Annotated in this window: 28 protein-coding genes and 3 tRNA genes; 17 read left to right on the forward strand and 14 right to left on the reverse strand. The window is 69.5% G+C overall.

What is annotated here, in order from left to right; genetic code table 11:
• Positions 1-97 precede the first annotated feature (97 nt).
• Together ctaD and QFW96_RS21050 are read right to left on the reverse strand one after the other, a co-directional pair.
• Positions 98-1792 (reverse strand): aa3-type cytochrome oxidase subunit I, encoded by a 1695-nt coding sequence (ctaD, locus tag QFW96_RS21045; RefSeq protein WP_281457414.1) that lies wholly within the window; start codon positions 1790-1792, stop codon positions 98-100.
• 114 nt (positions 1793-1906) lie between these two features.
• Positions 1907-2476 (reverse strand): SACE_7040 family transcriptional regulator, encoded by a 570-nt coding sequence (locus QFW96_RS21050; RefSeq protein ID WP_281457415.1) that lies wholly within the window; start codon positions 2474-2476, stop codon positions 1907-1909.
• A gap of 87 nt (positions 2477-2563) precedes the next feature.
• Here QFW96_RS21050 and QFW96_RS21055 point away from each other — a divergent pair, with 87 nt between their 5' ends.
• The 3 genes from QFW96_RS21055 to QFW96_RS21065 are packed head-to-tail and all read left to right on the forward strand — an operon-like array spanning position 2564 to position 7348.
• On the forward strand, positions 2564-4177 hold the full coding sequence (locus QFW96_RS21055; RefSeq protein ID WP_281457416.1) for a carboxyl transferase domain-containing protein: 1614 nt from the start codon (positions 2564-2566) through the stop codon (positions 4175-4177).
• Positions 4178-4188: 11 nt separating this feature from the next.
• Complete coding sequence (locus tag QFW96_RS21060) at positions 4189-6186, forward strand: ATP-binding protein (protein ID WP_281457417.1); 1998 nt, start codon at positions 4189-4191, stop codon at positions 6184-6186.
• A 4-nt stretch (positions 6187-6190) separates the two neighbouring features.
• Positions 6191-7348 carry an acyl-CoA dehydrogenase family protein gene (locus QFW96_RS21065; RefSeq protein WP_281457418.1) on the forward strand — a complete coding sequence of 386 codons (1158 nt, stop codon included), beginning with the start codon at positions 6191-6193 and terminating at the stop codon, positions 7346-7348.
• A gap of 71 nt (positions 7349-7419) precedes the next feature.
• On the opposite strand, the gene QFW96_RS21070 is transcribed toward QFW96_RS21065, so the two are convergent.
• The gene (locus tag QFW96_RS21070; protein ID WP_281457419.1) at positions 7420-7881 is read right to left on the reverse strand and encodes a hypothetical protein; all 462 of its coding nucleotides are present in this window, start codon (positions 7879-7881) and stop codon (positions 7420-7422) included.
• Between the two features lie 528 nt (positions 7882-8409).
• Between QFW96_RS21070 and QFW96_RS21075 the strand changes: the two genes are divergently transcribed.
• The 5 genes from QFW96_RS21075 (at position 8410) to QFW96_RS21095 (ending at position 10050) form a co-directional block, all read left to right on the forward strand.
• Complete coding sequence (locus QFW96_RS21075) at positions 8410-8649, forward strand: hypothetical protein (protein ID WP_281457420.1); 240 nt, start codon at positions 8410-8412, stop codon at positions 8647-8649.
• A gap of 221 nt (positions 8650-8870) precedes the next feature.
• Complete coding sequence (locus tag QFW96_RS21080) at positions 8871-9461, forward strand: ScbR family autoregulator-binding transcription factor (protein WP_281457421.1); 591 nt, start codon at positions 8871-8873, stop codon at positions 9459-9461.
• Between the two features lie 312 nt (positions 9462-9773).
• Positions 9774-9846: transfer RNA gene (locus tag QFW96_RS21085), tRNA-Glu, on the forward strand.
• 24 nt (positions 9847-9870) lie between these two features.
• Positions 9871-9947 (forward strand) — tRNA-Asp (locus tag QFW96_RS21090).
• Positions 9948-9976: 29 nt separating this feature from the next.
• Positions 9977-10050, forward strand: a tRNA-Phe gene (locus tag QFW96_RS21095).
• Positions 10051-10205: 155 nt separating this feature from the next.
• Here QFW96_RS21095 and QFW96_RS21100 read toward each other — a convergent pair.
• Positions 10206-10586, reverse strand: a complete 381-nt coding sequence (locus QFW96_RS21100; protein ID WP_281457422.1) for a MerR family transcriptional regulator — start codon at positions 10584-10586, stop codon at positions 10206-10208.
• Positions 10587-10697: 111 nt separating this feature from the next.
• Between QFW96_RS21100 and QFW96_RS21105 the strand changes: the two genes are divergently transcribed.
• From QFW96_RS21105 to QFW96_RS21135, 7 genes are all read left to right on the forward strand, one after another.
• A complete protein-coding gene (locus QFW96_RS21105) occupies positions 10698-11294 on the forward strand; it encodes a DsbA family oxidoreductase (RefSeq protein WP_281457423.1) in 597 nt (198 codons plus the stop codon).
• On the forward strand, positions 11291-11785 hold the full coding sequence (locus tag QFW96_RS21110; protein WP_281457424.1) for a nucleoside deaminase: 495 nt from the start codon (positions 11291-11293) through the stop codon (positions 11783-11785). Before QFW96_RS21105 ends, QFW96_RS21110 begins: the two co-directional genes overlap by 4 nt.
• A 21-nt stretch (positions 11786-11806) precedes the next feature.
• Positions 11807-12127 (forward strand): DMT family transporter, encoded by a 321-nt coding sequence (locus tag QFW96_RS21115; RefSeq protein WP_281457425.1) that lies wholly within the window; start codon positions 11807-11809, stop codon positions 12125-12127.
• A gap of 54 nt (positions 12128-12181) precedes the next feature.
• Complete coding sequence (locus QFW96_RS21120; protein WP_281457426.1) at positions 12182-12565, forward strand: DMT family transporter; 384 nt, start codon at positions 12182-12184, stop codon at positions 12563-12565.
• Between the two features lie 399 nt (positions 12566-12964).
• Positions 12965-13168, forward strand: a complete 204-nt coding sequence (locus QFW96_RS21125; RefSeq protein WP_281457427.1) for a cold-shock protein — start codon at positions 12965-12967, stop codon at positions 13166-13168.
• A 350-nt stretch (positions 13169-13518) separates the two neighbouring features.
• Positions 13519-13896, forward strand: a complete 378-nt coding sequence (locus QFW96_RS21130; RefSeq protein ID WP_281457428.1) for an STAS domain-containing protein — start codon at positions 13519-13521, stop codon at positions 13894-13896.
• Positions 13893-14072 carry a hypothetical protein gene (locus QFW96_RS21135; RefSeq protein ID WP_281457510.1) on the forward strand — a complete coding sequence of 60 codons (180 nt, stop codon included), beginning with the start codon at positions 13893-13895 and terminating at the stop codon, positions 14070-14072. Before QFW96_RS21130 ends, QFW96_RS21135 begins: the two co-directional genes overlap by 4 nt.
• A 422-nt stretch (positions 14073-14494) precedes the next feature.
• Here QFW96_RS21135 and crcB read toward each other — a convergent pair whose 3' ends face one another.
• From crcB to QFW96_RS21170, 7 genes are all read right to left on the reverse strand, one after another.
• Positions 14495-14854, reverse strand: coding sequence for a fluoride efflux transporter CrcB (gene crcB, locus QFW96_RS21140; RefSeq protein WP_281457429.1), 360 nt, complete (start codon positions 14852-14854; stop codon positions 14495-14497).
• Entirely contained in the window at positions 14851-15204 is a 354-nt protein-coding gene (locus QFW96_RS21145) for a DUF190 domain-containing protein (protein WP_281457430.1), read from the reverse strand. The genes crcB and QFW96_RS21145 overlap by 4 nt, the downstream gene beginning before the upstream one ends.
• On the reverse strand, positions 15201-15680 hold the full coding sequence (locus QFW96_RS21150) for a fluoride efflux transporter FluC (protein ID WP_281457431.1): 480 nt from the start codon (positions 15678-15680) through the stop codon (positions 15201-15203). Before QFW96_RS21150 ends, QFW96_RS21145 begins: the two co-directional genes overlap by 4 nt.
• A 130-nt stretch (positions 15681-15810) precedes the next feature.
• A complete protein-coding gene (locus QFW96_RS21155) occupies positions 15811-16269 on the reverse strand; it encodes a dihydrofolate reductase (RefSeq protein WP_281457432.1) in 459 nt (152 codons plus the stop codon).
• Positions 16266-17063: a thymidylate synthase gene (locus tag QFW96_RS21160; RefSeq protein ID WP_281457433.1), complete on the reverse strand. Its 798-nt coding sequence runs from the start codon at positions 17061-17063 to the stop codon at positions 16266-16268. Before QFW96_RS21160 ends, QFW96_RS21155 begins: the two co-directional genes overlap by 4 nt.
• 165 nt (positions 17064-17228) lie before the next feature.
• Positions 17229-18128 (reverse strand): alpha/beta hydrolase, encoded by a 900-nt coding sequence (locus QFW96_RS21165; protein ID WP_281457434.1) that lies wholly within the window; start codon positions 18126-18128, stop codon positions 17229-17231.
• A 62-nt stretch (positions 18129-18190) separates the two neighbouring features.
• The gene (locus QFW96_RS21170) at positions 18191-18829 is read right to left on the reverse strand and encodes an MBL fold metallo-hydrolase (protein ID WP_281457435.1); all 639 of its coding nucleotides are present in this window, start codon (positions 18827-18829) and stop codon (positions 18191-18193) included.
• 351 nt (positions 18830-19180) lie between these two features.
• Here QFW96_RS21170 and QFW96_RS21175 point away from each other — a divergent pair, with 351 nt between their 5' ends.
• Positions 19181-20806 (forward strand): substrate-binding domain-containing protein, encoded by a 1626-nt coding sequence (locus QFW96_RS21175; protein WP_281457436.1) that lies wholly within the window; start codon positions 19181-19183, stop codon positions 20804-20806.
• Here the strand turns inward: QFW96_RS21175 and QFW96_RS21180 are convergent.
• From QFW96_RS21180 to yczE, 3 genes are all read right to left on the reverse strand, one after another.
• Positions 20803-23151 (reverse strand): ATP-binding cassette domain-containing protein, encoded by a 2349-nt coding sequence (locus QFW96_RS21180; protein WP_281457437.1) that lies wholly within the window; start codon positions 23149-23151, stop codon positions 20803-20805. The genes QFW96_RS21175 and QFW96_RS21180 overlap by 4 nt on opposite strands.
• 177 nt (positions 23152-23328) lie before the next feature.
• Positions 23329-24006 (reverse strand): maleylpyruvate isomerase family mycothiol-dependent enzyme, encoded by a 678-nt coding sequence (locus tag QFW96_RS21185; protein WP_281457438.1) that lies wholly within the window; start codon positions 24004-24006, stop codon positions 23329-23331.
• A 396-nt stretch (positions 24007-24402) separates the two neighbouring features.
• Positions 24403-25050 (reverse strand): membrane protein YczE, encoded by a 648-nt coding sequence (gene yczE, locus QFW96_RS21190; protein WP_281457439.1) that lies wholly within the window; start codon positions 25048-25050, stop codon positions 24403-24405.
• 61 nt (positions 25051-25111) lie between these two features.
• On the opposite strand from yczE, the gene yczR reads away from it, so the two are divergent.
• Positions 25112-26557 (forward strand): MocR-like transcription factor YczR, encoded by a 1446-nt coding sequence (gene yczR, locus QFW96_RS21195; RefSeq protein ID WP_281457440.1) that lies wholly within the window; start codon positions 25112-25114, stop codon positions 26555-26557.
• Positions 26558-26804: the final 247 nt, after the last annotated feature.

Genomic DNA, 26804 nt, shown 5'->3' on the forward strand with positions numbered 1-26804 from the left:
AGGGTGACTGGAGAAGGGGAGGTTTTCATGAGAACTGCCCACTCGACCTCCTCTCCCGAGGTCTTTGGGGAGGGAAGTTTTCATGAAAACTGCGCCGTCAACGGCGTCGGAGACTGGCGTGCGCCTCGGAGTCGAGGCGGTCGGCCATGTGCGGGTAGTGCAGCTCGAACGCCGGCCGGATCGAGCGGATCCGGGGCAGCGCGGTGAAGTTGTGCCGCGGCGGCGGGCACGACGTCGCCCACTCCAGCGAGTTCCCGTGCCCCCACGGGTCGTCCACCTCGACCGGCGTGCCGTAGCGGTAGCTGGTGAGCACGTTGTACAGGAACGGCAGCATCGAGGCGCCCAGCACGAACGCGCCGATCGTGGACACCGCGTTCAAGGCCGTGAACCCGTCGGTGACCAGGTAGTCGGCGTAGCGGCGCGGCATCCCCTCGTCACCCAGCCAGTGCTGCACCAGGAACGTCGTGTGGAACCCGACGAACGTGAGCCAGAAGTGCAGCCTGCCCAGCCGCTCGTCCATCATCCGGCCGGTGATCTTCGGGAACCAGAAGTAGACCCCGGCGAACACCGCGAACACGATCGTCCCGAACAGCACGTAGTGGAAGTGCGCCACCACGAAGTAGGTGTCGGTGATGTGGAAGTCCAGCGGTGGTGAGGCCAGCAGGACGCCGGTCAGCCCGCCGAGCAGGAACGTCACCAGGAAACCGACGGCGAACAGCATCGGGGTCTCGAACGTCAGCTTCCCCCGCCACATCGTGCCGATCCAGTTGAAGAACTTGATCCCGGTCGGCACCGCGATCAGGAACGTGGCGAACGAGAAGAACGGCAGCAGCACGGCCCCGGTGGCGAACATGTGGTGCGCCCACACGATCGCCGACAAGCCCATGATCACCATCGTGGCCAGCACCAGCCCGGTGTAGCCGAACAGCGGTTTCCGGCTGAACACCGGCAGGATCTCGGTGACGATGCCGAAGAACGGCAGCGCCACGATGTAGACCTCGGGATGGCCGAAGAACCAGAACAGGTGCTGGTAGAGGATCGCCCCGCCGTGCGCCGGGTCGAAGACGTGCCCGCCCAGGTGCCGGTCGATCAGCAGCCCGAACAGCGCGGCGGTCAGGATCGGGAACGCCATCAGCACCAGGATGCTGGTGGCCAGCACGTTCCAGGTGAAGATCGGCATCCGCCACATCGTCATGCCGGGGCAGCGCAGGCAGACCACCGTCGTGATCATGTTGACCGCGCCCAGGATCGTGCCCAGCCCGGACACGATCAGCCCCGCCGCCCACAGGTCACCGCCCGGGCCGCCGGTGAAGGCGCCGCGCGAGAGCGGCGCGTAGGCCGTCCAGCCGAAGTCGGCGGCGCCGCCGGGCGTCAGGAAGCCGCTGATCACGATCAGCCCGCCGAACAGGAACAGCCAGTAGGACAGCGCGTTGAGCCGCGGGAACGCCACGTCAGGCGCGCCGATCTGCAGCGGCAGGACGATGTTGGCGAAGCCGAACACGATCGGCGTCGCGAACAGCAGCAGCATCACCGTGCCGTGCATGGTGAACAGCTGGTTGTACTGCTCCTGCGACAGCATCTGGAGCCCGGGAGCGGCCAGCTCGCCGCGGATGAGCAGCGCCATCGCGCCCCCGGCGAGGAAGAACGCGAACGAGGTGAGCAGGTACAGGACCCCGATGTCCTTCGGATCGGTGGTCCGCAGCCACGGCACCAGCCGTCCGCCCTTGCGCGGGCGCCTTCCCGTCAGGGCCCGCGTGGGTACCGCGGTGGGATGGATTTCGGTGGTGGCCATGTCCGCCTCCGGACGAGCGCGGGAGCGACCTACCGGCCCAGTCTTCTCCCGCGGCGGAGCCCCCGCAAGCGACCACCGGCGCAGCGAAACCCGGCCTCCGCCATGCGGAAGGGCTCAGATCGCGGCGATGGCGCCGTGCGCCATGTCGCGCAGCAGCCGCGACATGGCGGAGGTGTCCAGGTGCGCGCTGAACGGCGTCGAGTTGATCAGGCCGAACACCGCGTGCACGGCGGCGCGGGCGCGCGGGCGGTCCAGCGCCGGGCGGGCGTCGACCAGGGTCTGCACCCACACCTCGACGTAGAGCCGCTGCGACTCCCGGACGCGCCGGTGATCGCGGTCGGAGAGGCTGTCCAGGTCGCGCATGTGCACGGTGATCAGAGCCGGGTTGCGCAGCGCGAACTCGACGTGCCAGCGCACCAGCCGGTCCAGCGCCTCCGTCGGATCGGTGGTGGCGTCGACCCGGTCCTTGCCGCCGAGCAGCAGCCGGTCGCTGATACCGGTCAGCAGCTCCGCCAGCATCGCGTCCTTGCTGCGGAAGTGCCTGTACAGGGCGGGTCCGGAGATGCCGACGGCCGCGCCGATGTCGTCGATCCCGACGCCGTGGAAGCCCGCTCGCGCGAACTTCTCGGCCGCGGCGGTCAGGATCTGCTCGCGCCGGGTCGGCTTCGCCGCATCGGTGGACATGCCCCGAGATACTAGACGAGAGCGTTAGTCATCGTTAACATGAGGCTCAAGTTAACGATGACTAACCGCCCGAGGAAGGTGTGCCCCATGGATGCGCCCGTCCTGCGCACGTCGGTGGATCCGGACTCGCCGGAGTACGCGCGCAACGCCGAGCAGCACGCCAAGCTCGTCGACGACCTCAACGCGCAGCTGACCCGAGCCCGCCTGGGCGGGCCGGAGAAGGCGCGGATCAGGCACGTCGAGCGCGGCAAGCTGCTGCCCCGCGACCGCGTGGACGCGCTGCTGGACCGGGGTTCGCCGTTCCTGGAGCTCTCGCCGATGGCCGCGCACGGCCTCTACGACGACGAGGCGCCGGCCGCCGGGATCATCACCGGTGTCGGCCGGGTCGCCGGCCGGGAGTGCGTGATCGTCGCCAACGACGCCACCGTCAAGGGCGGCACCTACTACCCGGTGACGGTCAAGAAGCACCTGCGCGCCCAGGAGGTCGCGCTGCACAACAACCTGCCGTGCCTGTACCTGGTCGACTCGGGTGGCGCGTTCCTGCCCAGGCAGGACGACGTGTTCCCGGATCGCGAGCACTTCGGCCGGATCTTCTACAACCAGGCCACGATGTCGGCGCGCGGCATCCCGCAGATCGCGGCCGTGCTCGGGTCCTGCACGGCCGGTGGCGCCTACGTGCCGGCGATGAGCGACGAGGCGGTGATCGTCCGCGAGCAGGGCACGATCTTCCTCGGCGGTCCACCGCTGGTGAAGGCCGCGACCGGTGCCGAGGTCACCGCCGAGGAGCTGGGCGGCGGTGAGCTGCACTCGCGCACCTCCGGCGTCACCGACCACCTCGCCGCCGACGACGCCGACGCGCTGCGCATCGTCCGCGACATCGTGAGCACCCTGGGGCCGCGCGAGCCGCGGCCGTGGGAGGTCGCGCCCAGCGAGGAGCCCGCGGTCGACCCCGACGAGCTCTACGGCGCGGTTCCCACCGACTCGCGCACGCCCTACGACGTGCGCGAGGTGATCGCGCGGATCGTCGACGGCAGCCGGTTCCAGGAGTTCAAGCAGGAGTACGGGCAGACGCTGGTCACCGGCTTCGCCCGGATCCACGGTCAGCCGGTCGGCATCATCGCCAACAACGGGATCCTGTTCAGCGAGTCGGCGATGAAGGGCGCGCACTTCATCGAGCTGTGCGACAAGCGCTCGATCCCGCTGGTGTTCCTGCAGAACATCTCCGGGTTCATGGTCGGCAAGGAGTACGAGGCCGGCGGCATCGCCAAGCACGGCGCGAAGATGGTCACCGCCGTGGCCTGCGCCCGGGTCCCGAAGTTCACCGTGGTCATCGGCGGCTCGTTCGGCGCCGGGAACTACTCGATGTGCGGGCGGGCCTACTCGCCCCGATTCATGTGGATGTGGCCCAACGCCCGGATCTCGGTGATGGGCGGCGAGCAGGCCGCATCGGTGCTGGCCACCGTCCGCCGCGACCAGAAGGACGCGCGAGGCGAGGACTGGTCGACCGAGGACGAAGAGGCCTTCAAGCAGCCGATCCGCGACCAGTACGAGCACCAGGGCCACCCGTACTACGCGACGGCCCGGCTCTGGGACGACGGCGTGATCGACCCCAAGCAGACCCGGGACGTGCTGGGGCTGGCCATCTCGGCGGCGGGCAACGCCCCGCTCGAACCGATCTCCTACGGCGTTTTCCGGATGTGAGTGGAGTGAGCATGTTCGACACCGTGCTGGTCGCCAATCGCGGCGAGATCGCGGTCCGGGTCATCCGCACCCTGCGTGAGCTGGGCATCCGCTCGGTCGCGGTGTTCAGCGACGCCGACCGGAACGCGCGTCACGTCGCCGAAGCCGACACGTCCGTCCACATCGGACCGGCGTTGGCGTCCGAGAGCTACCTCAACGGCAAGCGGATCCTCGACGCAGCCCGGGAGACCGGGGCGCAGGCCATCCACCCCGGCTACGGGTTCCTCGCCGAGAACGCCGATTTCGCGCGCGCCTGCGAGCAGGCGGGCGTGGTGTTCATCGGCCCGCCGGCGAGCGCGATCGAGTCGATGGGCGACAAGATCCGCGCCAAGCAGACGGTCTCGGCCGCCGGCGTGCCCGTCGTGCCCGGCCGCAGCGACCCCGACATGACCGACGCCGACCTGCACCGGGCGGCCCTCGACGTCGGGTTCCCGGTGCTGCTCAAGCCATCGGCGGGCGGCGGCGGCAAGGGGATGCGACTGGTGCACGCCGAATCCGAGCTCGACGACCAGATCGCCTCGGCGCGCCGCGAGGCGGGAGCCGCCTTCGGCGACGACACCCTGTTCGTCGAGCGGTTCGTCTCCCGGCCCCGGCACATCGAGGTCCAGGTCCTCGCCGACGCCCACGGCACCGTCGTGCACCTCGGTGAGCGCGAGTGCAGCCTGCAACGACGCCACCAGAAGATCGTCGAGGAGGCCCCGTCACCGCTGCTCGACGCCGAGACCCGCGCCCGCATCGGCGCCTCGGCGGCCGACGCCGCCCGAGCGGTCGGCTACACCGGGGCCGGGACGGTGGAGTTCATCGTCTCCGCCGACCGGCCGGACGAGTTCTTCTTCATGGAGATGAACACCCGCCTGCAGGTCGAGCACCCGGTGACCGAGCTGGTCACGGCCGTGCGCGGTGAACGCGGCGTCGACCTCGTCGAGCAGCAGGTCCGGGTCGCCTCCGGCGAGCCGCTCGCCTGGCGGCAGCAGGACCTGTCCCTCGACGGCCACGCCGTCGAGGCCCGCGTCTACGCCGAGGACCCGGCCCGCGGCTTCCTGCCCACCGGCGGCGAGCTGCTCGCCGTTCACGAACCCACCGGCCCGGGCGTCCGCGTCGACTCCGGCATCCGACAGGGCGGCAGCGTCGGCTCCGACTACGACCCGATGCTGGCCAAGGTCATCGCCTGGGCCCCGCACCGGGCCGACGCCCTGCGTCGGCTCGACAAGGCCCTGGCCGACACGACGATCCTGGGCCTGAGCAGCAACATCGCGTTCCTCCGCGCCCTGCTGCAGCACCCGGAGGTGCTCGCGGGCGACCTCGACACCGGTCTGGTCGAGCGCGACCTGGACTCCCTCACCGAGGACGCCGTCCCCGAGCACGCCTACGTCGCCGCCGCCCTGCGCGGCCTCCTCGCGGCCCAGCCCGGCCGCGGTGCCGACCCGTGGGACGTCCCGAACGGCTGGCGCATCGGGCCACCGGCCTGGAGCACCTGGCGCTTCGCCGACGACCTCAAGATCCACCTCCGGGGCACCCCGGACCGGGCCGAGGTCGTGGTGGAGTCCGGCGGGTCGACGACCACCGCCGAGGTCTCCGCCCACGCCAGGGACGACGCGCTCACCGTCACCTACGAGGGGCGCACCCGCCGCTACCGGTTCGCGCACGTCGACGGCACCACCTGGCTCGCCTCCGACGGCCACGCCTGGGCGCTCACCGAGCACGAGCTGCTGGCCGAGCGCGGCGGCACCGCGGGCCGCTCCGACGGCGTGGTCACCGCCCCGATGCCGGGAACGGTGCTGGTCGCCGACGTCGCCCAGGGGCAGCAGGTGCGCAGCGGACAGCGCCTGTTCGTCGTCGAGGCGATGAAGATGGAGCACACCGTCACGGCCCCGATCGACGGAACCGTCACCGAATTGCACGCGCGGAAGGGGCAGTCGGTCGGGCTCGACCAGCCGCTGGCCGTCCTCACCGCCGAAGGGGAGGGATGAGGAGATGGTGGACCACCGGCTCACCGAGGAGCACGAGGCGCTGCGGCAGAGCGTGCAGGACTTCGCGCGAAAGGACGTCGCCCCGGTCATCGCCGACTACTACGAGCGGGAGGAGTTCGCCTACCCGCTGGTGCGCAAGATGGGCGAGATGGGCCTGTTCGGCCTGCCCGTGCCCGAGGAGCACGGCGGCATGGGCGGCGACTACTTCGCGCTGTGCCTGGCGCTGGAGGAGCTCGGACGCGTCGACCAGTCGGTCGCCATCACCCTCGAAGCGGGCGTCTCGCTGGGCATCATGCCGTTGCTGCGGTTCGGCTCGGACGAGCAGAAGCGCACCTGGCTGCCCAAGCTCGCCACCGGTGAGGTGCTGGGCGCGTTCGGCCTCACCGAGCCCGACGGCGGTTCCGACGCGGGGGCCACCCGCACGACCGCTGTCCTCGACGGCGACGAGTGGGTGATCAACGGCGCGAAGGCGTTCATCACCAACTCCGGCACCGACATGACCGGGTTCGTCACGGTCACGGCGGTCACCGGCGAACGTCCGGACGGGCGCAAGGAGATCTCGGCGATCCTGGTGCCGTCCGGGACCCCGGGCTTCACGGTCGCCAAGAAGTACTCGAAGGTCGGCTGGAACGCCTCCGACACCCACGCCCTGTCCTTCGACGACTGCCGCGTCCCGGCGGCCAACCTCGTCGGCGAGCGCGGGCGGGGCTACGCCCAGTTCCTGGCCACGCTCACCGAGGGCCGGGTGGCCATCGCCGCCCTCGGCGTCGGCACCGCGCAGGGCTGCGTCGACGAGTGCCTGCGCTACCTGGGAGAACGCGAGGCGTTCGGGCACAAGATCGGCGAGTACCAGGCGATGCAGTTCAAGGTCGCCCAGATGGAGCTGCGGGCGCACACGGCCCGGCTGGCCTACTACGACGCCGCCTCGCGGATGGTGCGCGGCGAGCCGTACAAGAAGCAGGCGGCGATCGCGAAGCTGGCCTCGTCGAACGCGGCGATGGACAACGCCCGCGACGCCACCCAGATCTTCGGCGGCTACGGCTTCATGAACGAGACGCCGGTGGGGCGCTTCTACCGCGACTCCAAGATCCTGGAGATCGGCGAGGGCACCAGCGAGGTTCAGCTCATGCTCATCGCCAGGGAGCTGGGTCTGCCGGCCTGACCTCCGGCAGACGCGAAACGAGGCCGTGGGCGCGCATCGGGGGGCGCGCCCACGGCCTCGTCGAGTTCGTGTCACATGGGGCGGTAGCGGTCGACCGGGACGGTCATCTCCTCGGTTCGCTCCACGTCGGGGATGCCTCCGGAGAAGTCGGAGGGCATCGGGTCGGGGGTGTTGTTGTCGGGGTAGGGGCCGTCCTGGCCGGGCCACGCGGGCGCCTGCGCAGCGGGCTGCTGCACCTGCGTCTGGGCCTCGTGCTCCTCCTCGGCGATCTCGAGGTGCTGCATCACCCAGTCGCGCGCGAGCGCGGCCGGGGATGTGCCCTGCTTGACGGCGAGCTCGCGGAGTCGCTCGTTGGCCAGCAGCGGCAGCCGCAGCTGGTACACCTGAGCGGCACCGAAGCGACGCCCTGACCCGGTGGTTTCGGGGTTGTCCGCCGGGTCCAGCGCAGCCAGGTACGACTCGAATTCGGGGTCCGGTTCGGCTTCCTCGGCTGTCTTGCGCTGCCGATTCGCCCTGGTTCGTCCTAGAGCCACGCGGACACGATAACGGTTGTGTTGCGGCCTGCCTATCACGGCGACCTCGGAATTCCAGCCGTGCGTCCAGGCCGGGCACCGCCACCTGCGAGTGAGCCGGCCGGGGCGGGAGATGGCGAAAACCCGTCCTGACGTGGAAGGGCCCCCGCGCCAGGGGGAGGAGCACGGGGGCCGGAGGGGATCTCCACAGGTGCTGACCGGGGGTGTGTCAGCGAGGCCGATTGTGGCACGCGCCTCCCTCTGCCGGGGAGTGTTCTCGCCACGATTCGTGCTTCCGGAGCCGTCCGCGGGCACCCGGTCGGCGGTCGCGGTGCGCTACGAGCGGTGAGGTCGCCGAGATCCGGAATGCCGGAGCTGTCGCGTTCGTTGTCCGGTTAGGACGCGGGGATGTGACGCAGCCGATATCCGAAGTGGATCGACCCACGCACGCGATTACGCTCAGTTGACTGCGAATCACTCTCTGGGGGGCTGCGGCTGTTGACAACCTGTGGATAACCTGCGGCCGAAACCCGAGGCCTGGGAGGCGTCATGTACGGGTCGCTGGACGTACGAAAGTTCTTGTGGCAGCAGGACGACGGGCAGTCGCGCCAGTCGGGCGCGGTGCCCGGGCAGCGCGTCGGCGAGCCTTCGCGCATCTCGGAGGAGCAGGTCCACCGGGCCAGGATCGCGGTCGCCCGCAGCGCCGAGAGCGCGGAGGACTGCCGCCTGCTGCTGGACATGCTGGGTCTGGTCCCGGACGAGGACGGCCAACCGCCGGTGGCGCGCTGACCTGGGACGCGCACGCGGCCGGACCGGCCGCGCGCCGGAGCGGTGTGCCGGGCGCAGCCCCGGTCGGCGTGCGTTCTCCGAACGTGTGACACGCGGGTGTTCCGCTGGGCGAAAGACCGGCGTCCGGGGTAACTTCCGGTGGCATATTTGATCATCCGTTCGGGCGGGGTCTCGCCCGCACGAGCGGGTCATGCACTGCCATCGGGGGTCGGAGTCGATCAATGCCGCAGCAGCAGCGGGCACAGCTCACGCGTCACTCGATCCTGGTCGCCGCGGCCGGGGTGATCGATGAGGTCGGCTACGAGGCCGCCAGGCTCAGCGCGATCCTGCGCCGCTGTGAGACGACCAAGGGCGCGTTCTACTTCCACTTCAGCGGCAAGGAGGAGGTCGCGCACGCGCTGGTCGAGCGCTACCGCGAGAACCTCACCGAGCTCAGCGAACGCTGGTACCAGCGCGCGCAGGACCCGATGGCGACGCTGGTCGGCCTCACCTGCGACACGGCTCGCCGCCTGGAGGAGGACGTGCTGCTGCGCGCGGGTCTCGTGCTGGCCTGCAACCACGTCGGCACGGACACCGACGGCTGGGAGTCCCTGTTCGACGATCTGGTCGGTCGCGCGGCGGAGCGCGGTCAGCTGCGGCCGGGCGCGGATCCGGCCGCCGCGGCCCGCCTCTGCTACGCGATGGTGGTCGGCACGAACCTGTTGGTGGCCGGCGACCCGCACCGCCTCGCGGCCCGCCTGGAGGAGTCGTGGCGAGTCCTGCTTCCGGGCCTGCTCGCCGACAGCTCCCGCCTGGCCGCCGCAGCCCGATGATCATGAGTCGTGGATCACAAAACCGGCCCGCTGTCGGTTTTGACCGCTTCCATCCCCTGCGGACCCGGTCCGGCGGGTGCCGGGCGGCCGTGGGGAGTCATGCTCGACTGTGGCGATTGGGCTGGTCAGGCGGCTAGTATCGGCGTCAGGCGCGGGGCGCCGAGGTGGCCCGCGGCGGTGTCGCGCGGTTTAGGGGACCCCCGGTTTGGGTGGCCGGAAGCGTGTGTCGTAAGCTTTCATCACTGCCAACGGGGCGCCCCGAAAGGGAAAGCCGGTTGGAGGCGACGGCCGGACCGGTTTCGGATCGGTCAAGCCCCCATCGTCTAGCGGCCTAGGACGCCGCCCTTTCAAGGCGGTAGCGCGGGTTCGAATCCCGTTGGGGGTACGAACAACTGAAGAACGATTGCATGGCCCAGTGGCGCAGTTGGTTAGCGCGCCGCCCTGTCACGGCGGAGGTCGCGGGTTCGAGTCCCGTCTGGGTCGCCAAGGCGAACGGCATCAAGCCGGACGCTATCGGCCAGGTAGCTCAGTTGGTACGAGCGTCCGCCTGAAAAGCGGAAGGTCGGCGGTTCGACCCCGCCCCTGGCCACCGCTCTCACCTGCGAAGAAGCCCCTCCGGATCCCGGAGGGGCTTTTTTGGGTCTCAGTTGTTGCGCTGGTGGCCTGTGGGTTAGGAGATTCGTGGAGGTCAGGTCTCAGATCCTGTTGAGGCCGGGCATGCCCATCGTGAGCCAAGTGATCAGCTCAGACCTCGTTGAGATCGTCAGTCGTAGACTCGTTCCCCAGGGCTGTTTCGTCTCGCAGCGCTTTGAGGGTGCCCAACTCTCGGTCGATGTCGCGCCGTTTGGCTTCAAGTCGTTGAAGCTCCTGGTCGAGCAGCTTTTCCATGAGGCCTGTGCGTTCTTCCGGGGGCGCTTCCAGGCACGGGAGCAGTTCGTTGATCGTGGCGCTGCACAGTCCGGCGGCGAACAGGTGCTGGATCATGACGACGCGTTCGATCATGGAGGGGTCGAAGTCCCTCCACCCTCCCGGAGTGCGTTCTGAGCGGATCAGGCCCAGGCCTTCGTAGTAGCGCAACGACCGGGCGCTGACACCGCTGGCGTCCGCCAGTTCGCCTATGCGCATGAAGACCTCCTCAGGCTGTGTCCACTCAAGTGTTGCAGTTGACACCGGTGTGAGGTTCCAGGATCGAGGGGACGCGCCCACCACGGGTGCCCGTGGAACCGGAGGTCCCCGGTGACGAAGCAGATCCACGTGTGGTCGGACTACGTTTGCCCGTTTTGCCTGATCGCTGACGAGGTCATCGAGCGCGCGATCGAAGATGACGCGGATGTGGAGGTCGTCCACCATCCCCATGAGTTGCGCCCTCGACCGGCGCCAACGCTGCGGCCCGAGGATCCGTACCTGCCCGATATCTGGCAGCGCGCCGTCTACCCGATGGCTCGCCGCTACGGCGTGCCGTTGAAGCTGCCCAGCATTTCCCCGCAGCCCTACACCGACTTGGCATTTCGCGGCGCGCAGTACGCCGCGGACTGCGAACGGGCGCACGCCTACCACCGCCGCGTGATGACCGCGTTCTTCCGCGAAGACCTCGATATCGGGGACCGGTCGGTGCTCGGCCGCCTGGCAGAGGACGTCGGCCTGGATCCCTCCGGGTTCGATCGGGCGCTGGACGAGGCCACCTATACCGAGCGGCACCGGCAAGCACTGGCCGACTCAGCCTCGATGGACATCACGGTGGTTCCGACCATCGTCATCGGGACGCGGCGCATCCACGGGGTAGCAGCCGAAGGTGTAATCCGCCGTGCTCTGCACGAAACGGCCGTCGCATGAGTACCGACGCCACCCGGCTCAGCGATCTCATGGTCCGCGCCGTCGAGGCTGGCACCCGCCACGTTCTGTCAGGCGGGCTTCCGTTCGTCGGCGTGGTTGTCACCGCGGACGGTTGGGTCTCAGCACCAGGGTTCAACCGCGTTCCAGAGACCGGGGACCCTACGGCCCATGCCGAGATTGTCGCCATCCGACAAGCGGCCGAGGAGCGGGGAGCCTCGGCGCTAACCGGAGCGACGCTGCTGGCCACCGGTGAACCCTGCGCCCTGTGTTACCGCTTCTCCGCTGGTCACGGCATCAGCCGCGTCTACTACGCCGTTGACCGCGACAGTGCCGCTGAATGGGGATTCGACTACCGGGCCGGTTACGCCGCCGACCGCACCCAGGACCTCGCCCTTTCCGCAACCGCCCAACACCTCGCCGTCGACGGAGCTCTGGAGCCGTTCGTCGCTTACCTGCATCGCCAGGCCGGCGGCAGTGCTCCCCGCCTCTGACGCACGAAAGGACCTTCTCCCATGCACTGGCTCTACCTCGGCATCGCCGTCATCTTCGAGATCACCGTTGCCATCTCCGCAGGTAAAGCTCAAGGCTTCACCAACGCCTCGTGGACCATCGCAACGCTGGTCAGCGGCGGCATCGCCACCTACTTCCTCAGCCTGTCACTGCTCACCTTCGACGTCGGCGTCGGCTACGCGATCTGGACCTCGGTCGCCGGCGTCGGGATCGTCCTGCTCGGCGCGCTCTTGTTCGGCCAGCGCCTGGACTGGCGCAAGCTCCTCGGAATCGTTGCCGTGATCGCCGGTGTGGTCGGGCTCCAACTCAGCGGCATCGCATAACCAGGCACGACGGCTTCGCACGAACCAACCCTGCAATCACGAGAGGCACCCGCAATGACCTCACCGGTAGGAACGACTGCGTCCAGTTCCCGGGCCCGCGCCTGGCTAACCCTCCTCCTCGCCGGCTGCTTCGAGATCGGCTACGCCCTGTGCGTTGGAGGTAGCCGAGGCTTCACGGTGCTGTCGTGGTCACTCGTCGCTGTGGTCTTCTTCCTGCTGACCCTGTTCGCGCTGAGCATGTCGCTGCGCACCATCGACGTCGGCATCGGCTACGCCGTCTGGGCCGGCATCGGCGCAGTCGGAGCCGCGCTCCTCGGACCACTGTTCTTCGATGAGCCCCTCACGGCTGCGAAGGCGTTCTGGCTGGCCGTCATCATCGCAGGAGTGGTCTGGCTCAAACTTGCGGATAGCCCCAAGCGAGCCGGCACGACTCAATGAGATCGCCGGGATGTTGTTCCGGTCTGCGGACCAACTGCGTGGTCTCATTCGTTCGCGTTCACGGCGTTTCGAAAGTGGCTTCGGATGTTCATCGCGATCCTTTGTGCAGGCCACCGGGCTCGTCGCCTTCCGAGCGTGCATGGCCTCGACGCGTTTGACGCCGGATTCGCGCGATCGGCATCGACACGCCGGGTGTTGACCGCACGCGGGCCGTGTAGGGTGAACGGTGGTCGTTGTATTTCTGGGTTCGTGTTTTTGCGCATGCTCGCAGGATGTTGATGCGGGCGAGCTTCTTTCTTTGGTTTGCAGCTGGAGTGAGCCGCCGTCTGAGATCCCCCGGCCCGGGCCTCCGCGCGGTGTGGGTGCCCGTGATAACCCCAGCTCCCGAAGGAGACCGACATGACCAACGGAACCGTGAAGTGGTTCAACTCGGAAAAGGGCTTCGGCTTCATCGCCCCGGACGAGGGCGGCCCGGACGTGTTCGTGCACTACTCGGCCATCGACGCCGGTGGCTTTCGCAGCCTGGACGAGGACCAGCAGGTGACCTACGAGGTCAGCCAGGGCCCCAAGGGCCCGCAGGCCGACCTCGTGCGTGTTGTCTGAGGCTCCGCTGAGTCTTCTTCCCGGCCCGCGCCTCGCGTGCGGGCCGGGGAACCGCGGTTTCACCCGGCACAGCTCCCGCACCCGCCACCTGCGGTGCGGTTGAGGCAGGCCGAGGCGATCTAGTCGCGCAGCACGCTCGCCGCCGTGACGACGCTGCCCACCGCTGGTGAGCGCAACGACGCGGCTGGTCCGTAGCCTGCTGCACCAATTCTTCTCCTTCTTCCGGTTGAGCCGAGCGCGTGTGCGCCGGCGGTTCCCGGAACCGAGTCTTGTTTCTGCCTGCGGCCTGCAGCGGCGACTTCTCTGCGTTGCGCCAGGCCACAGTTTCCTTCGACGTGTATTGGAGCCCGATGCGGGCCAACTACAGCCTGATCACAACCCTGCCCACCCTGTTCGCAGTGGAGGGTGACCTCGCCGGCGAGGAAGTCGTCCTGCTGGCCGAGCGGCTCTGGCCGCACGTGCTGACCGGACCACCGGACACGCTCGTGGACCTGGCCCAGGCCAGCACCATCGATACCGCCGGGGTCGACCTTCTGGTCGCCGCACACTCCTACGCGGCTCACCGGTGCATTCCGCTGCGCATCGTCAACGCAGCGCCTCGGGTGCTGCGCGTGCTGCAGGCGGCCGGAGTTCACGCGCTCCCGCCCCGCGGCCGCCGTCCCGATTGCGCGGCCGCGAAGACCACGACACCTGCACCCCGGCAGCACAACGCGGCGGTGATGGCTTGATGCGGCACTGCCGTCACGTCGCGCGGACGTTGTCCGACGATGCCTGGCAGATCACCGATGCCGAAGGCCAGCACACCGCCCGCATCGCCGGCACCGAACACGATGCGGTCGCCCGCGCTCACCACCAGCTCGCAGCCTACGGCGGAGGACGCGTGTTCCTCACCGACGCCGACTGACCAACGAATACCGGCTTCAGACCCCGCGAATGGACTTTCCCGTGAACCTCTCCACCTCCCTCCGCCCTGGCAATGTGCCGCGGAACGGCCACGACCCGCGTCCACCTGGCCGCGGAGACACCTCTCGCGCGCGGAGGCCGGTGGCGCCCGTGGCGTTCCTCGAGCCCGGCACGACCGGCCCCACCTCGGCTCCACTGCCTCGGCGCACCGATCAGGACGAGAAGACGCTGCGCCCGCTCCGCACGCCCTTTTCCACTGGCGAACCCGGAGGTTCGTGATCGAACGCGCCGACGGCATGGGCCCCGCGCTCAGAGTTGCAAGAAGCCCCCGTCGATCCCGGCGGGGGCTTCTTCGTCTGGCCTTCGAGGTGTTCATTGCCCCAGTGGCCATGTGCGTGCGTCGTCCGCGATGGTGGGGACGGTTCAAAGGATCGCGAGTGCGAGGACGTTGCCTCCGCAGGCTGCTGCTAGGCAGGCGGTTGTGCTGATCAGGATGTTCAGTCCGGCGATCAGGTGTGAGCCGTCCTGGGCCAGGCGGAGGGTTTCGTAGCTGAACGTGGAATAGGTGGTCAGGGCGCCGCAGAAACCTGTTCCGGTGATGGCGAAGACAGTCGGGTCGGTCGGGAGCGCGACGAGGAACGCGAGCAGCAGGGATCCGCTGACGTTGACGGTCAGGGTTCCCCACGGGAACACCGAGTCGTGCCGGGACTGCACGGCGCGATCGACGAGGTAGCGCAGCGGTGCTCCGACGGCGGCGCCGAGAGCGACCCACAGCAGCGTCATCGGAGATCGTTCTCGTGCTCGCGGCCGACGTAGCGGATCACCTCGACCTCGTCGACGATCGCCATGCCCTCTTCGATTAGCTCGTCGAGCTGCGGCAGGAACTCCCGGATCCGCTCGGCGGCGTCGACGATGATGATCACCATGGGCAGGTCTTCCGACAGCGAGAGGATCCGGGTGGTGTGGATGTGGTTGGACGCGCCGTACCCCTCCTGGCCGCGCAGCACGGTGGCACCGGCCAGGCCTGCGGCGTGCGCTCGGTGCACGATCTCGGTGTAGAGCGGTTTGTGGCGCCACTTGTCGAACTCGCCGACGAAGATCGTCAGCCGCAGCGCCGGTCCGTGCCGCTTCATGAGCGTCCCGCCTTCCTGCGTGCTGCTTGGAGCAGCGCCCGCATCAGGATCGTTCCCGTGAGGACGGCCACCATCGCGACCACGACGGTGAGCGCCATGTAGATCAGGGCCACGTGCGGGGCCCCGACCGCGATGGCCCGCTGGATCTCCACGACGTAGGTGGAGAAGGTCGTGTACCCGCTGAGGAAGCCCACGCCGATGAACGGGCGAAGCAGTCGCTGACCAGGCCAGACATCGCTGATCAAGACCATCAGCACGCCGATCAGCGCGCAGCCGCCGGCATTGATGCACAGCGTTGCCCACGGCACGGCCCCGGACGCGGTCGGGAACGCCGTTGTCAGCCCGTGCCGAGCCAGTGCGCCCAGCGCGCCACCAGCGGCGATGGCGATCAGCACTGCGGCCGGGTGATCGCGCCACTCCCGCTGCGGTGGCGCACCGAGGCCGACATCGGCGTCCACGGGCGGTTCTGAAGACATCCACGCGCTCCTACCGGCATCACCGGCAGGGACCGTTCACGGCCGGACTGCGGTTCGGCGGTCCCCACCGCCGCACATCATCAACCCGTCCGGCCCAACGGGCTCGTCGACGCGGACGCCCGTTCGCGGATCACTCCCAGGTGAGGAAGCGGTAGTGGAGGCCGGTGGTGGACTCGTGCCATTCGCCGACCGTGTCTGCGGGGCGGTCGAGTTCGGGGGCGTGGGTGTCGCCTTCGAAGGGTTCTTGGATCTCGGTGACGACGATCTTGTCTGCCAGGGGCAGGGCCGCTCGGTAGACGGCTGCGCCGCCGATCACCCAGACGTCGCCGGACACCGCGGCGAGGGCCGTGTCGAGGTCCGGGAAGGTTTCCGCGCCGTCCTGCGGGGTGCGGGAGAGGACGAGGTTGCGCCTGCCGGGCAGGGGGCGGAAGCGGGGCGGGAGGGATTCCCAGGTGCGGCGGCCCATGAGCACCGTGGCGCCCCGGGTGACCGCGCGGAAGTGCTTGAGGTCCTCCGGCAGGTGCCACGGCATGGTGCCGTCGCGGCCGATGACGCCCGTGGACGACTGGGCCCAGATCAGGCCGATCACACCGCCACCGGAGCCTTGATGCCGGGGTGCGGGTCGTAGCCTTCGATCTCGAAGTGCTCGTAGGTGTAATCGAACAGGCTGCCCGCCGGTTTCAGGCTCAGCGTCGGGAACGGCCGGGCTTCGCGGGAGAGCTGCCTGCGGACCTGCTCCTCGTGGTTGTCGTAGATGTGGCAGTCGCCGCCGGTCCAGATGAAGTCGCCCACGTCCAGGCCGACCTGGTCGGCGATCATGTGCGTGAGCAGCGCGTAGCTGGCGATGTTGAACGGCACGCCCAGGAACAGGTCGGCGCTGCGCTGGTACAGCTGGCAGGACAGCTCGCCGTCGGCGACGTAGAACTGGAAGAACGCGTGGCACGGCGGCAGCGCCATCCGCGGGATGTCGGCGACGTTCCACGCCGAGACGATGATCCGCCGCGAGTCGGGGTTCTCCCGCAGCGCGCGCAGGACCTCGCTGAGCTGGTCGATGTGGCCGCCGTCCGGCGTCGGCCACGACCGCCACTGGACGCCGTAGATCGGTCCGAGGTCGCCGTCCGGGCCGGCCCACTCGTCCCAGATCGTGACGCCCTTGTCCTGCAGCCACGTGGCGTTGGAGTCGCCGCGCAGGAACCACAGCAGCTCGTACGCGAGCGACCGGAAGTGGACCTTCTTCGTGGTGATCAGCGGGAACCCGTCGGAGAGCCGGTAGCGCAGCTGGTGACCGAAGATCGACCGCGTCCCGGTCCCGGTGCGGTCGTCCTTGCGGGCTCCCGTGTCCAGCACGTAGCGGAGCAGGTCTTCGTACTGCGTGTCCGGCATACCGATGAGCCTACAAGCGGGCCCGGACGCGGGATGTACCACGGTGAACGCGGTCGCTCCAGGTCTGCGCCTCCGGACGGCGGTGGGCGGGGAGAGCCAGGTGGGCGCACCAGGCGCATCGACCGTTCGGCGCAGCCGGACGACCGTTGGGCGCAGCCCGGCTTGTCACAGGTGTGTCGAGAAGAACTCGGTGAGCCGCTCCACCGCTGGGTCGACGTACCGGGGCTCGTCGTAGAGCTCGTAGTGGCCCGCGCCGTCGATCACCATCAGGTCGACCGGGTTCGGGGCGAGCTCCCACAGCCGCACGCCGTCCTCGTAGGAGCCGGTGCTGCCGCGCCGACCTGCGACCACGACCTGCAGCGGCTGCGTCAGCAGCTCCTCGACCAGGTGGAACGCGTCGTAGCCGAGCAGCAGCGAGTCGCCGCGCGACAGGCGGCGGTTCGTCGAGCTCTCGTGCCCGCCGCGCTCGGTGCGGTAGTAGGTGATCGCCTGGATCGTGTCGACGTCCGCGAGCTCGCCCGCCTCGTCGAGGGTGTCGGGCAGCCAGTTCGAGCGGGTCAGCGCACCGGTCCGGTTCTCCTCGGTGCGCGCGGCGGCCAGCTCGCCGAGCGCGGCGGCCGGGCCGTCCGGCTGGAACCCCCGGAACGCGGTGCCGATGTTGCCGGGAACGACCGTGCCGACGGCCTTGATGCGGTGATCGGTGCGGGCGGTGTGCACCGCGTACCCGCCGCCAGCGCAGATCCCGAGGACCCCGATCCGCTCCGGATCGACGCCGTCGCGCGTGCTCAGCGCGTCGATGGCGTACGAGATGTCCTCGCCCCTGCGGTACGGGTCCTCGAGATCGCGCGGCTCGCCGCCGCTTTGGCCCTGGTGGCTCGGGTCGAACGTGAGGGCCGTGATGCCTCGGGCGGCGAGCCGGGACGCGTAGTTCGCGCCGATCTGCTCCTTGACGCTGCTGCCGGGCGTGGAGAGCACCACGGCACGTGGTGGGGCGGCGTCGTCCGGGCGGTGCAGGTCGGCCGCGAGCTCGTAGGGCCCGCGCGGGATCGTGAGGTGCTCGATCATGCGATCGCCTTTCCGCTGAAGATCCCCTTTTTCAGCGTACTCACGATCGGCGCCTCCGGTTGTCAGCTCACCGGGGTGAGGCTCGCGAGGGCTTCGGCGACGCAGTCGGCCCAGGGGCGGTCGAGGCTGGTGACGCCGGAGTCGCCGGTGAAGGCGCTGGAGATCACCACGTCCGGCGTGAGCAGAGCCAGGGTTTCGAGGCTGCGCACGAGGGAGTCGTGGTCGCTGTGGCCGGGCAGGTATCCGGCGAACCACGCGCCGTCGGCACCGCGGACGATCGTGTCGCCGGTGAGCAGGTAGCGCGTCCCGTCCGCGCCCGGAACCAGGAAGCAGGCGCTGCCCGGGGTGTGACCCGGGGTCGGGATCACCTCGAAACCGGCCTCTTCCGTTCTCCTCTCGTCGAAAGTCCCGTCCACGTCGCAGGTTTCGCGCGCGACGGGAGCTTCGGCGGCTGTGATGTGCAGTTCCGAGCCGAAGCGCTGCTTGATGGTGCGCAGCGACGGGGCGATCTCGTCCCGGTGGCTGAGGTACTGGTGCCGCACGCCGCCGAGCTCGGCCATCGCCTCGATCTCGGACTCCAACGAGGTGTTGTAGAACAGCACGTTCCCGCCCGGTGAGGTCCACAGGTAGGCGTGGGTGCTCAGGCCGGGGGCCGGGTACTCGGGTTCGGTTTCCCAGAGATCAGGTCGAATCCGCTTCATGACTACCTCCAGTCGAAGAGCCTGACCCCACGCTAGAAGTTCCAGTTGACTCGAAGTCAAGGCGCGGCGTGGTGCCCTGTCCCGGGACGTCCGTTGCAGGAGGGGGACGGTTTTCCTCGAATCACCCATGATCAACATTCGTTTTGTCCGGATGATTCGAGGAAGAACCGTCCCCTGGCGACGTCCGCTCGAACCGGACCACCGGTCGCTCGGCGCCGGAAAGCGGGCCCGTGCCACCGGGTTTCCCGGCGGGCCGGGAGATGAACTCGGCGTGAACAGCGATCATCTCGGTCCCTGAACCGCCGCGAATCGGCCCTACGCTGTGCTGACCAGCGCTGATGGGAGGGGGCAATGGCCAACCTGTGGGCGGGTCTGGTCGGCATCGTCGCCGAACTCGGTACCCCGGGGTGGATCGCGTTGGCCGCGGCGCTCATGCTCGCCGCGCCGCTAGCGGACCGGTTGGTGATCCGGCGCAAGCGCATCGACTACCGCGTCCTGTACAACTCGAAGATCGGCCTCGACCCGCTGTCCAGGCACGACGAGCTGTCCTCCGAGGCGGATCCGCGGCTGCGGCACCTCACCGACATGGCCAACCGGATGAGCGTGGTCATCATCCGCATCCGCAACGTCGGCAGCTACGACATCGAGAAGCGCGACTACGACCTCCCCCTCTCGTTCACCTTCGGCAAGCGCGTCGTGTGGGACGCGCGGATCTCCGAGGCGAGCACCCCCGAACTGCGCGCGGCGGCTCGGGCCAACCTCGCGTTCTTCACCGAGGACACCGCGCCCCGCCGACCCGCTCCCGGCGACTCCGGCGACCTGGGCGCCGTGCGGACGTGGCTGCGCAGCCGCATGTCGACCACGATCGAAGCCGGTGCGACCGAGCTCGGTCCGCAGTGGCACGGCGTGCGGGTGGGGCAGCTGGCGCTCAAGCGGCGGGAGAAGTTCAAGCTCGTCGTGGTCCTGCAGGAGCCCGACGACCGCTCCGGCGGCGAGACGACCAAGACGGTGCTGGCAGACGGCCGGATCGAGAACGGCTGGATCCGCGACGAGAAGACCAAACCCCGCTTCACCGGGGCCGCGGTGGCGACCGGGCTGAGCCTGCTGCTCGCCGGTGCGCTGATCGCGACCTCGATCCACGCCGCCGTCTCCGCCGAACCCGACCACTGCGCGAGCGGCTCCATCCAGATCGCCGGGTCCAGCGCCTTCATGCCGGTCGTCGACCGGGTGGCCGAGCAGTACGAGAAGGACTGCGACGGCGCGACCATCAGCACCTCCGACACCGGCAGCATCGACGGGCTGGGACTGCTCGGCCGCGACGCGGGATCGCCCGTGGTCGGGGTGTTCTCCGACGGCCCGGCCGATCACGGCGACTTCCAGCAGCGGCCGATCGCCGTCGTCACCTTCGCCGTCGTCGTCAACAGCGAGACCGACGTCCCGGGCCTGACCTCCGACGATCTCCGCGCCATCTTCTCCGGGGAGGTGACGGACTGGAGCCAGGTCGGCGGCGCGCCGGGTCCGATCAAGATCGTCGACCGCACCGATCTGTCCGGCACCCGGAAGGTGTTCGAGAACGAGGTCATCAAGGGCGACATCACCGCGCCGACGCTGCCCTGCGACAGCCACGTCCTCGCACCGGACGGCCCGCCCGTGCGCTGCTGGTCGCCCAACACCGCCGCCGTGCTCAACCGCGTCGAGACGACGCCCGGCGCGATCGGGTTCGCCGACGTGCACGCCGCCAGGACCGTCGCCGAGGCCCGGGCGCTGGCGATCGTGCCCCTGGACGGCAAGGACCCGGGCAAGGACGGATACCCGTTCTGGGCGGTGGAGTACCTCTACACCCGCAAGTCCGAGGACGACCCGCTGCTCACCCGGTTCCAGGAGTACCTCACCGGCGATCCGGCCCGCGCGCTCCTGATCGGCGCCGAGACCACTCCCTGCGGCAACCCGAGCCAGAAGCCCTGCCCCGACCGCTAGGCGACGTAGTCGCTTAGGTGCTTCGCGGTGAGGGTCCTGCCGGACGCGACGAGGTCGGCCGGGGTTCCCTCGAAGACCACCTGACCGCCGTCGTGACCGGCACCGGGACCGAGGTCGATGATCCAGTCCGCGTGCGCCATGACCGCCTGGTGGTGCTCGATGACGATCACCGACTTGCCCGAGTCCACGAGCCGGTCCAGCAGGCCCAGCAGCTGCTGCACGTCGGCCAGGTGCAGGCCCGTGGTGGGCTCGTCGAGGACGTAGACGCCGCCCTTGTCCCCCATGCGCGTGGCCAGCTTGAGGCGCTGCCGCTCACCACCGGACAGCGTCGTCAGCGGCTGGCCGAGCCGCAGGTAGCCGAGCCCGACCTGGTCCATGCGCTCCAGGATTTTGTGCGCGGCCGGCGTGCGGGCCTCACCGGAACCGAAGAACTCCTCGGCCTGGGCGACCGACAGGTCCAGCACCTCGCTGATGTCCCGGCCGCCGAAGGTGTACTCCAGCACGTCGGCGTTGAACCGCTTGCCTTCGCACTCCTCGCAGGTCGTGGCGACGGTGTCCATGATCCCCAGATCGGTGTAGACGACCCCGGCGCCGTTGCAGGTCGGGCAGGCGCCCTCCGAGTTCGCGCTGAACAGGGCCGGTTTCACGCCGTTGGCCTTGGCGAAGGCCTTGCGGATCGGGTCGAGCAGACCGGTGTAGGTCGCGGGGTTGCTGCGCCGCGACCCTCGGATGCCGCTCTGGTCGATGGCCACCACGCCCTCCTCTGCGGGCAGCGACCCGTGGATCAGCGAGCTCTTGCCCGAACCCGCCACCCCGGTGACCACGCACAGCACGCCCAGCGGCACGTCGACGTCGACGTCGCGCAGGTTGTTGGCGTTGGCCCCGCGGATCTCCAGCGCTCCCACGGTCTTCCTGAACTGCGATTTCAGCGAGGCGCGGTCGTCGAAGTGCTTCCCGGTGACGGTGTCGCTCGCGCGCAGGCCCGCCACGTCGCCCTCGAAGCACACCGCACCGCCGTCGGTGCCCGCGCCCGGACCCAGGTCGACGACGTGGTCGGCGATGGCGATCGTCTCCGGCTTGTGCTCGACGACCAGCACCGTGTTGCCCTTGTCGCGCAGCCGCAGCAGCAGGTCGTTCATCCGCTGGATGTCGTGCGGGTGCAGCCCGATCGTGGGCTCGTCGAACACGTAGGTCACGTCGGTCAGCGACGAGCCCAGGTGCCGGATCATCTTGGTGCGCTGCGCCTCACCGCCCGACAGCGTTCCGGCGGGGCGGTCCAGCGACAGGTAGCCGAGGCCGATCTCGACGAACGAGTCGAGGGTGTGCCGGAGCTTGCCGAGCAGCGGCGCCACCGACGGCTCGTCCAGGCCGCCGACCCACTCGGCGAGGTCGCTGATCTGCATCCGGCACGCGTCGGCGATGCTGATCCCGGCGATCTTCGACGACCGCGCGCCCTCGTTCAGCCGCGTGCCCTCGCACTCCGGGCAGGTGTCGAAGGTGATCGCCCGGTCCACGAACGCGCGGATGTGCGGCTGCATCCCCTCGCGGTCCTTGGACAGCATCGACTTCTGGATGCGCGGGATCAGCCCCTCGTAGGTGACGTTGACGCCCTCGACCTTGATCCGGGTGGCCTCCTTGTGCAGGAGGTTGAACAGCTCCTTCTTGGTGTACTCGCGGATCGGCTTGTCCGGGTCGAGGAACCCCGAACCCATGTAGATCCGCCCGTACCAGCCCTCCATCGTGTAGCCGGGGATCGTCAGCGCGCCCTCGCGCAGCGACTTCGAGTCGTCGTAGAGCTGGGTGAGGTCGAAGTCGGACACGCTGCCGCGTCCCTCGCACCTCGGGCACATGCCGCCGGTGACGCTGAACTCGCGGCGCTCCTTCACCTTCATCCCGCCGCGCTCCAGGGTGACCGCGCCCGCGCCGCTGACCGAGGCGACGTTGAACGAGAACGCCTGCGGCGAACCGATGTGCGGCTCGCCGACGCGGCTGAACAGGATGCGCAGCATCGCGTTGGCGTCGGTGGCGGTGCCGACCGTCGAGCGCGGGTCGGCGCCCATCCGCTCCTGGTCGACGATGATCGCCGTGGTCAGGCCGTCGAGCACGTCGACGTCGGGGCGCGCCAGCGTCGGCATGAAGCCCTGCAGGAAAGCGCTGTACGTCTCGTTGATCATTCGCTGCGATTCGGCGGCGATCGTGCCGAAGACCAGCGAGCTCTTGCCCGACCCGGACACACCGGTGAACACCGTCAACCGGCGCTTGGGGATCTCGACGCTGACGTCCGCGAGGTTGTTGACGCGCGCCCCGTGCACGCGGATCAGGTCATGGCTGTCGGCGACGTGCATAGCGGCTCCCGTTCGACGTGCCCGGCAGGGGCTCCCGCTCGGAGCCCCTGCTGCGGCTTGCTCACCAGCGGAATCCTGCCACGAAGCACCGACGATCGCGTCCGTTTCGTCCCGACGGTTCAGGGCCTCCGCCCGGTGAACGCCAGCAGCGTCGAGAACCGCGGTTGGCTCGGTCGTTCAGGGGACGAGAGGGCCGTCAAGGATTGTGCGGGCGGCTTCGCGATCTCCGGTGCAGGTGATGGCGGGGTCGTCCGGGGTGAGGCGGTTCCAGAGCAGCAGGGTGAGCGACTCCGCCGTCGCCGCGAGTTCGGCGACCGGTTCGCCGGGGCCGTAGGTCCAGGTCGCGGGGGTGTCGGTGGCGCGGAGGCGGATCGCGTGGCGGGGCGCCGGGGCGCGACCGAGGGAGACCTGGCGCGGGGCCATCGTGTCGAAGACCTCGGCGACGCCGTCGGCGGCGAGGTCCGGTGAGATCGGGGTGATCCGGCCGAGCGCGTTCTCTGCGTCCCAGCGGTGGATGACGGTCTCGTGGCAGCGGCGGCGTCGCCAGAACCCGACGGTGCTCGGCGGCGCGATCGTCCACGCTGCGCTCTCGGGATCCGCGGACAGCTCCGCCAGCATGGTTTCGCAGGTGTTCTCGAACCACGCGATCAACCCGTCCTCCGGCGCGGGAGCGCGCTGGTGATCGCCGTGTCCCTCCCGGACGGCCGTGGCAACCCAGAGGTTCTCGTTGCCCAGGTGGTCGGCCAGCTCCCGCAGGGTCCAACCGGGGCAGTGCTCGATCGGAACCGACAGATCACCACCCAGCAGTTCCCGGAACGCCTCCAACTGCCTGCCCAACTCACCGAGGAAGTCCACGATCGTGACGTTAGTCCACCTCGCCGACACGCCCCCGAGGTCGAGATCCGCGGTTCTCGACGCGAACCGCAGTTCTTGCAGGTTTTGTCAGTGGGTGCGGGTAGCTTCGGGTTGCCTCGCGGGGATCGCTGCGGATGACGACGTCGTGGTCAGCGTGGAGGTGGCTGAGCTTCGGTCCGAAGTGATCGGGACGGTGCTGTCCACCTTGGCCGCTCAGGTCGCTGCGGACGCAGGTGAAGGTGGAGTGGATCTCGTCCACATTCAACGTGGGCTGGGAATGGCGACGCCCCCGCGCTCAACCGGCCTGGGGGTTACCGGGAGTGCGGGGGCGTCAAGGTCCACCCCTGGGGGTCAGGTGGACGGCGTCAATGCTACTGCGTGGTATCCAAGATGTCTCTAGGGGAAGAGATCTTTTTTCACCCGCACGGCGGTGAATTGCAGACATGCCTGCGTGAGAGGGCCGATCGCCGCCGCGTACAGCACGGTTCCCAGGCCGGCCGTGCCGCCGAGCAGCCAGCCCGCGGCGAGCACGCAGACCTCGATGGACGTTCGCACCGCCCGCATCGACCACCCGGTCCGCGCGTGCAGTCCCGTCATCAGACCGTCGCGTGGTCCCGGGCCGAGGCGGGCGCCGACGTAGGTGGCGGTCGCCAGCGCGTTGAGCACGACTCCCGTGACCAGCAGCGGGACCCGCATCGCGAGCGCCTGCACCGGAGGGAGCGCGGCGAGCGTGGCGTCCACGGCGACGGCGATCAGCAGCACGTTGGCGACCGTGCCCACGCCCGGCCGCTCCCGCAGCGGCAGCCAGCACAGCAGGACCGCCACGCCCACCACGGCGCTGGCCGTGCCCATGCTCGCGCCCAGCCGCTCGGCGATGCCCTGGTCGAGCACGCTCCACGGCGACAGGCCCAGGTCGCCGCGCACCATCAGCGCCAGGCTCGCCCCGTAGAGCAGCAGCCCGCCGATGAGCTGCGCGAACCGGGCGAGGGGGCGGAATCGCATCGACAGCGGTGAGAGATCCACGGGAACCGTTGCTGAGGCCATGACCCAGTCATAGCCGTGAATTGGACTTCAACTCGATATCCAATCTGGCTATTCTGGACTCATGTTGCCGACTCCCGGTGCGCACATCCACGGCCAGAAGCTCCTCGACCTCCTCGGGTTCTGGCACCAGGGCGCTCGCCCGTCCTCGCAGCTGCTCGCCGACGGCGTCCGTCAGCTGGTGCTCGACGGTCGGCTCCCTCCCGGCACCCGGCTGCCCGCCGAGCGGGAGCTCGCCGCGTCCCTCGACGTGAGCCGCACCCTCGTCGCCCGAGCGCTGGAACGACTGCGCGAGGACGGTTTCGCGGCGAGCCGGCGCGGCGCGGGATCGTGGGTGAAGCTGCCGGACTCACGGCGCGGCAGCGAGATGCACGGCGGCTGGTTCCCCTCCAACGACCCGGGCGTGATCAACCTGGCCCAGGCCACGCCCGGCGCTCCGCCGGAGCTGCGCGGGGCCTTGGAGCGCGCGCAGGTGCGGCTCGCGGAGCAGATCGGCGATCACGGCTACCAGCCGCACGGGCTGCCCGCGCTGCGCGCCCGCGTCGCCGAGCGCTACACCGCGCGCGGACTGCCCACCAACCCCGAGCAGATCATGATCACCAACGGCGCTCAGCACGCGTTCGCGCTGGTCCTGCGCGCGCTGGTCTCCCCCGGTGAGCGCGTCCTCGTCGAGCACCCGACCTACCCGAACGCGATCGAGGCGCTGCGCGGGCTCGGGGCCGCACCGGTGGCCGTGCCGATGACCGGCGACGGCTGGGACCTGGAGCTGCTCGCCGCGACCCTGCGCCAGACCTCGCCGCGGCTGGCCTACCTGATCCCCGACTTCCACAACCCGACCGGCGTGCGGCTGGACGCCGGAGGCCGCGAGCGGCTGGCGCGGGCGCTCGCCCGGACCTGCACCAACGCGGTGATCGACGAGACGCTGCTGGACATCGATCTCACCGGGCGGCAGGCGCCGCCACCGATGGCGAGCTTCACCGACCGGGTCATCACCATCGGTTCGGCGGGCAAGTCGTTCTGGGGAGGATTGCGGCTCGGCTGGGTGCGGGCCGGGGAGGAGTTCGTCCAGCGGCTGGTGCTCGGTCGTGCCGCGACCGACCTGGGCACCCCGGTGCTGGAGCAGCTGGTGCTCGCCGAGCTCCTCGACGACGCCGAACCCGTGCTCGCCCGGCGGCGGGCCGAAGCCCAGGAGCGGCTGGACGTGCTGGTCGCGGCGTTGCGGGAGTACCTGCCGGAGTGGCGGTACCGAATTCCCGACGGCGGTCTGTCGCTGTGGTGCGACGTCGGCGAACCCATCGCCAGCAGGCTGGCCGTGGCAGCCGAGGCTCACTCGGTGAGACTCGCTCCGGGGGCGCGGTTCTCGGTGAACGGATCGCTGGAGCGCTGGATCCGGGTTCCCTACACGCTGCCCGGCGAGCGGCTGGTCGAGGCGATCCAGCGGCTCGCGGCGGCAGCGGGTTCGGTGCGGCCGGGGCCGGCACCGAACCCGCTCACCGTTCCCATCGCCTGAAGCTCACACCCCTCGTAGCGAGCTTCAGGACTGCGCCGGGTGGGAAACCGGGCGAAGTCCCGTGCGGATTTCGTGCGGATCCCACCGATGAGAAGTTGCCGGCCGCCCGTCGGCACGGCCCCTCGACGTGCCGACGGGCGGTTCGACCTGTGGGGCGCCGCCCCGGTGCCGCTGGGGCAATAGCGGCACCGGGGCCAGGGCCCAGTCCTGTTCTTCCAGCAGGTCAGAGACGCTTAATCAGCGATGT

The sequence above is a fragment of the Saccharopolyspora ipomoeae genome (genome assembly GCF_029952525.1).
Taxonomy (GTDB): Bacteria; Actinomycetota; Actinomycetes; order Mycobacteriales; family Pseudonocardiaceae; genus Saccharopolyspora; species Saccharopolyspora ipomoeae.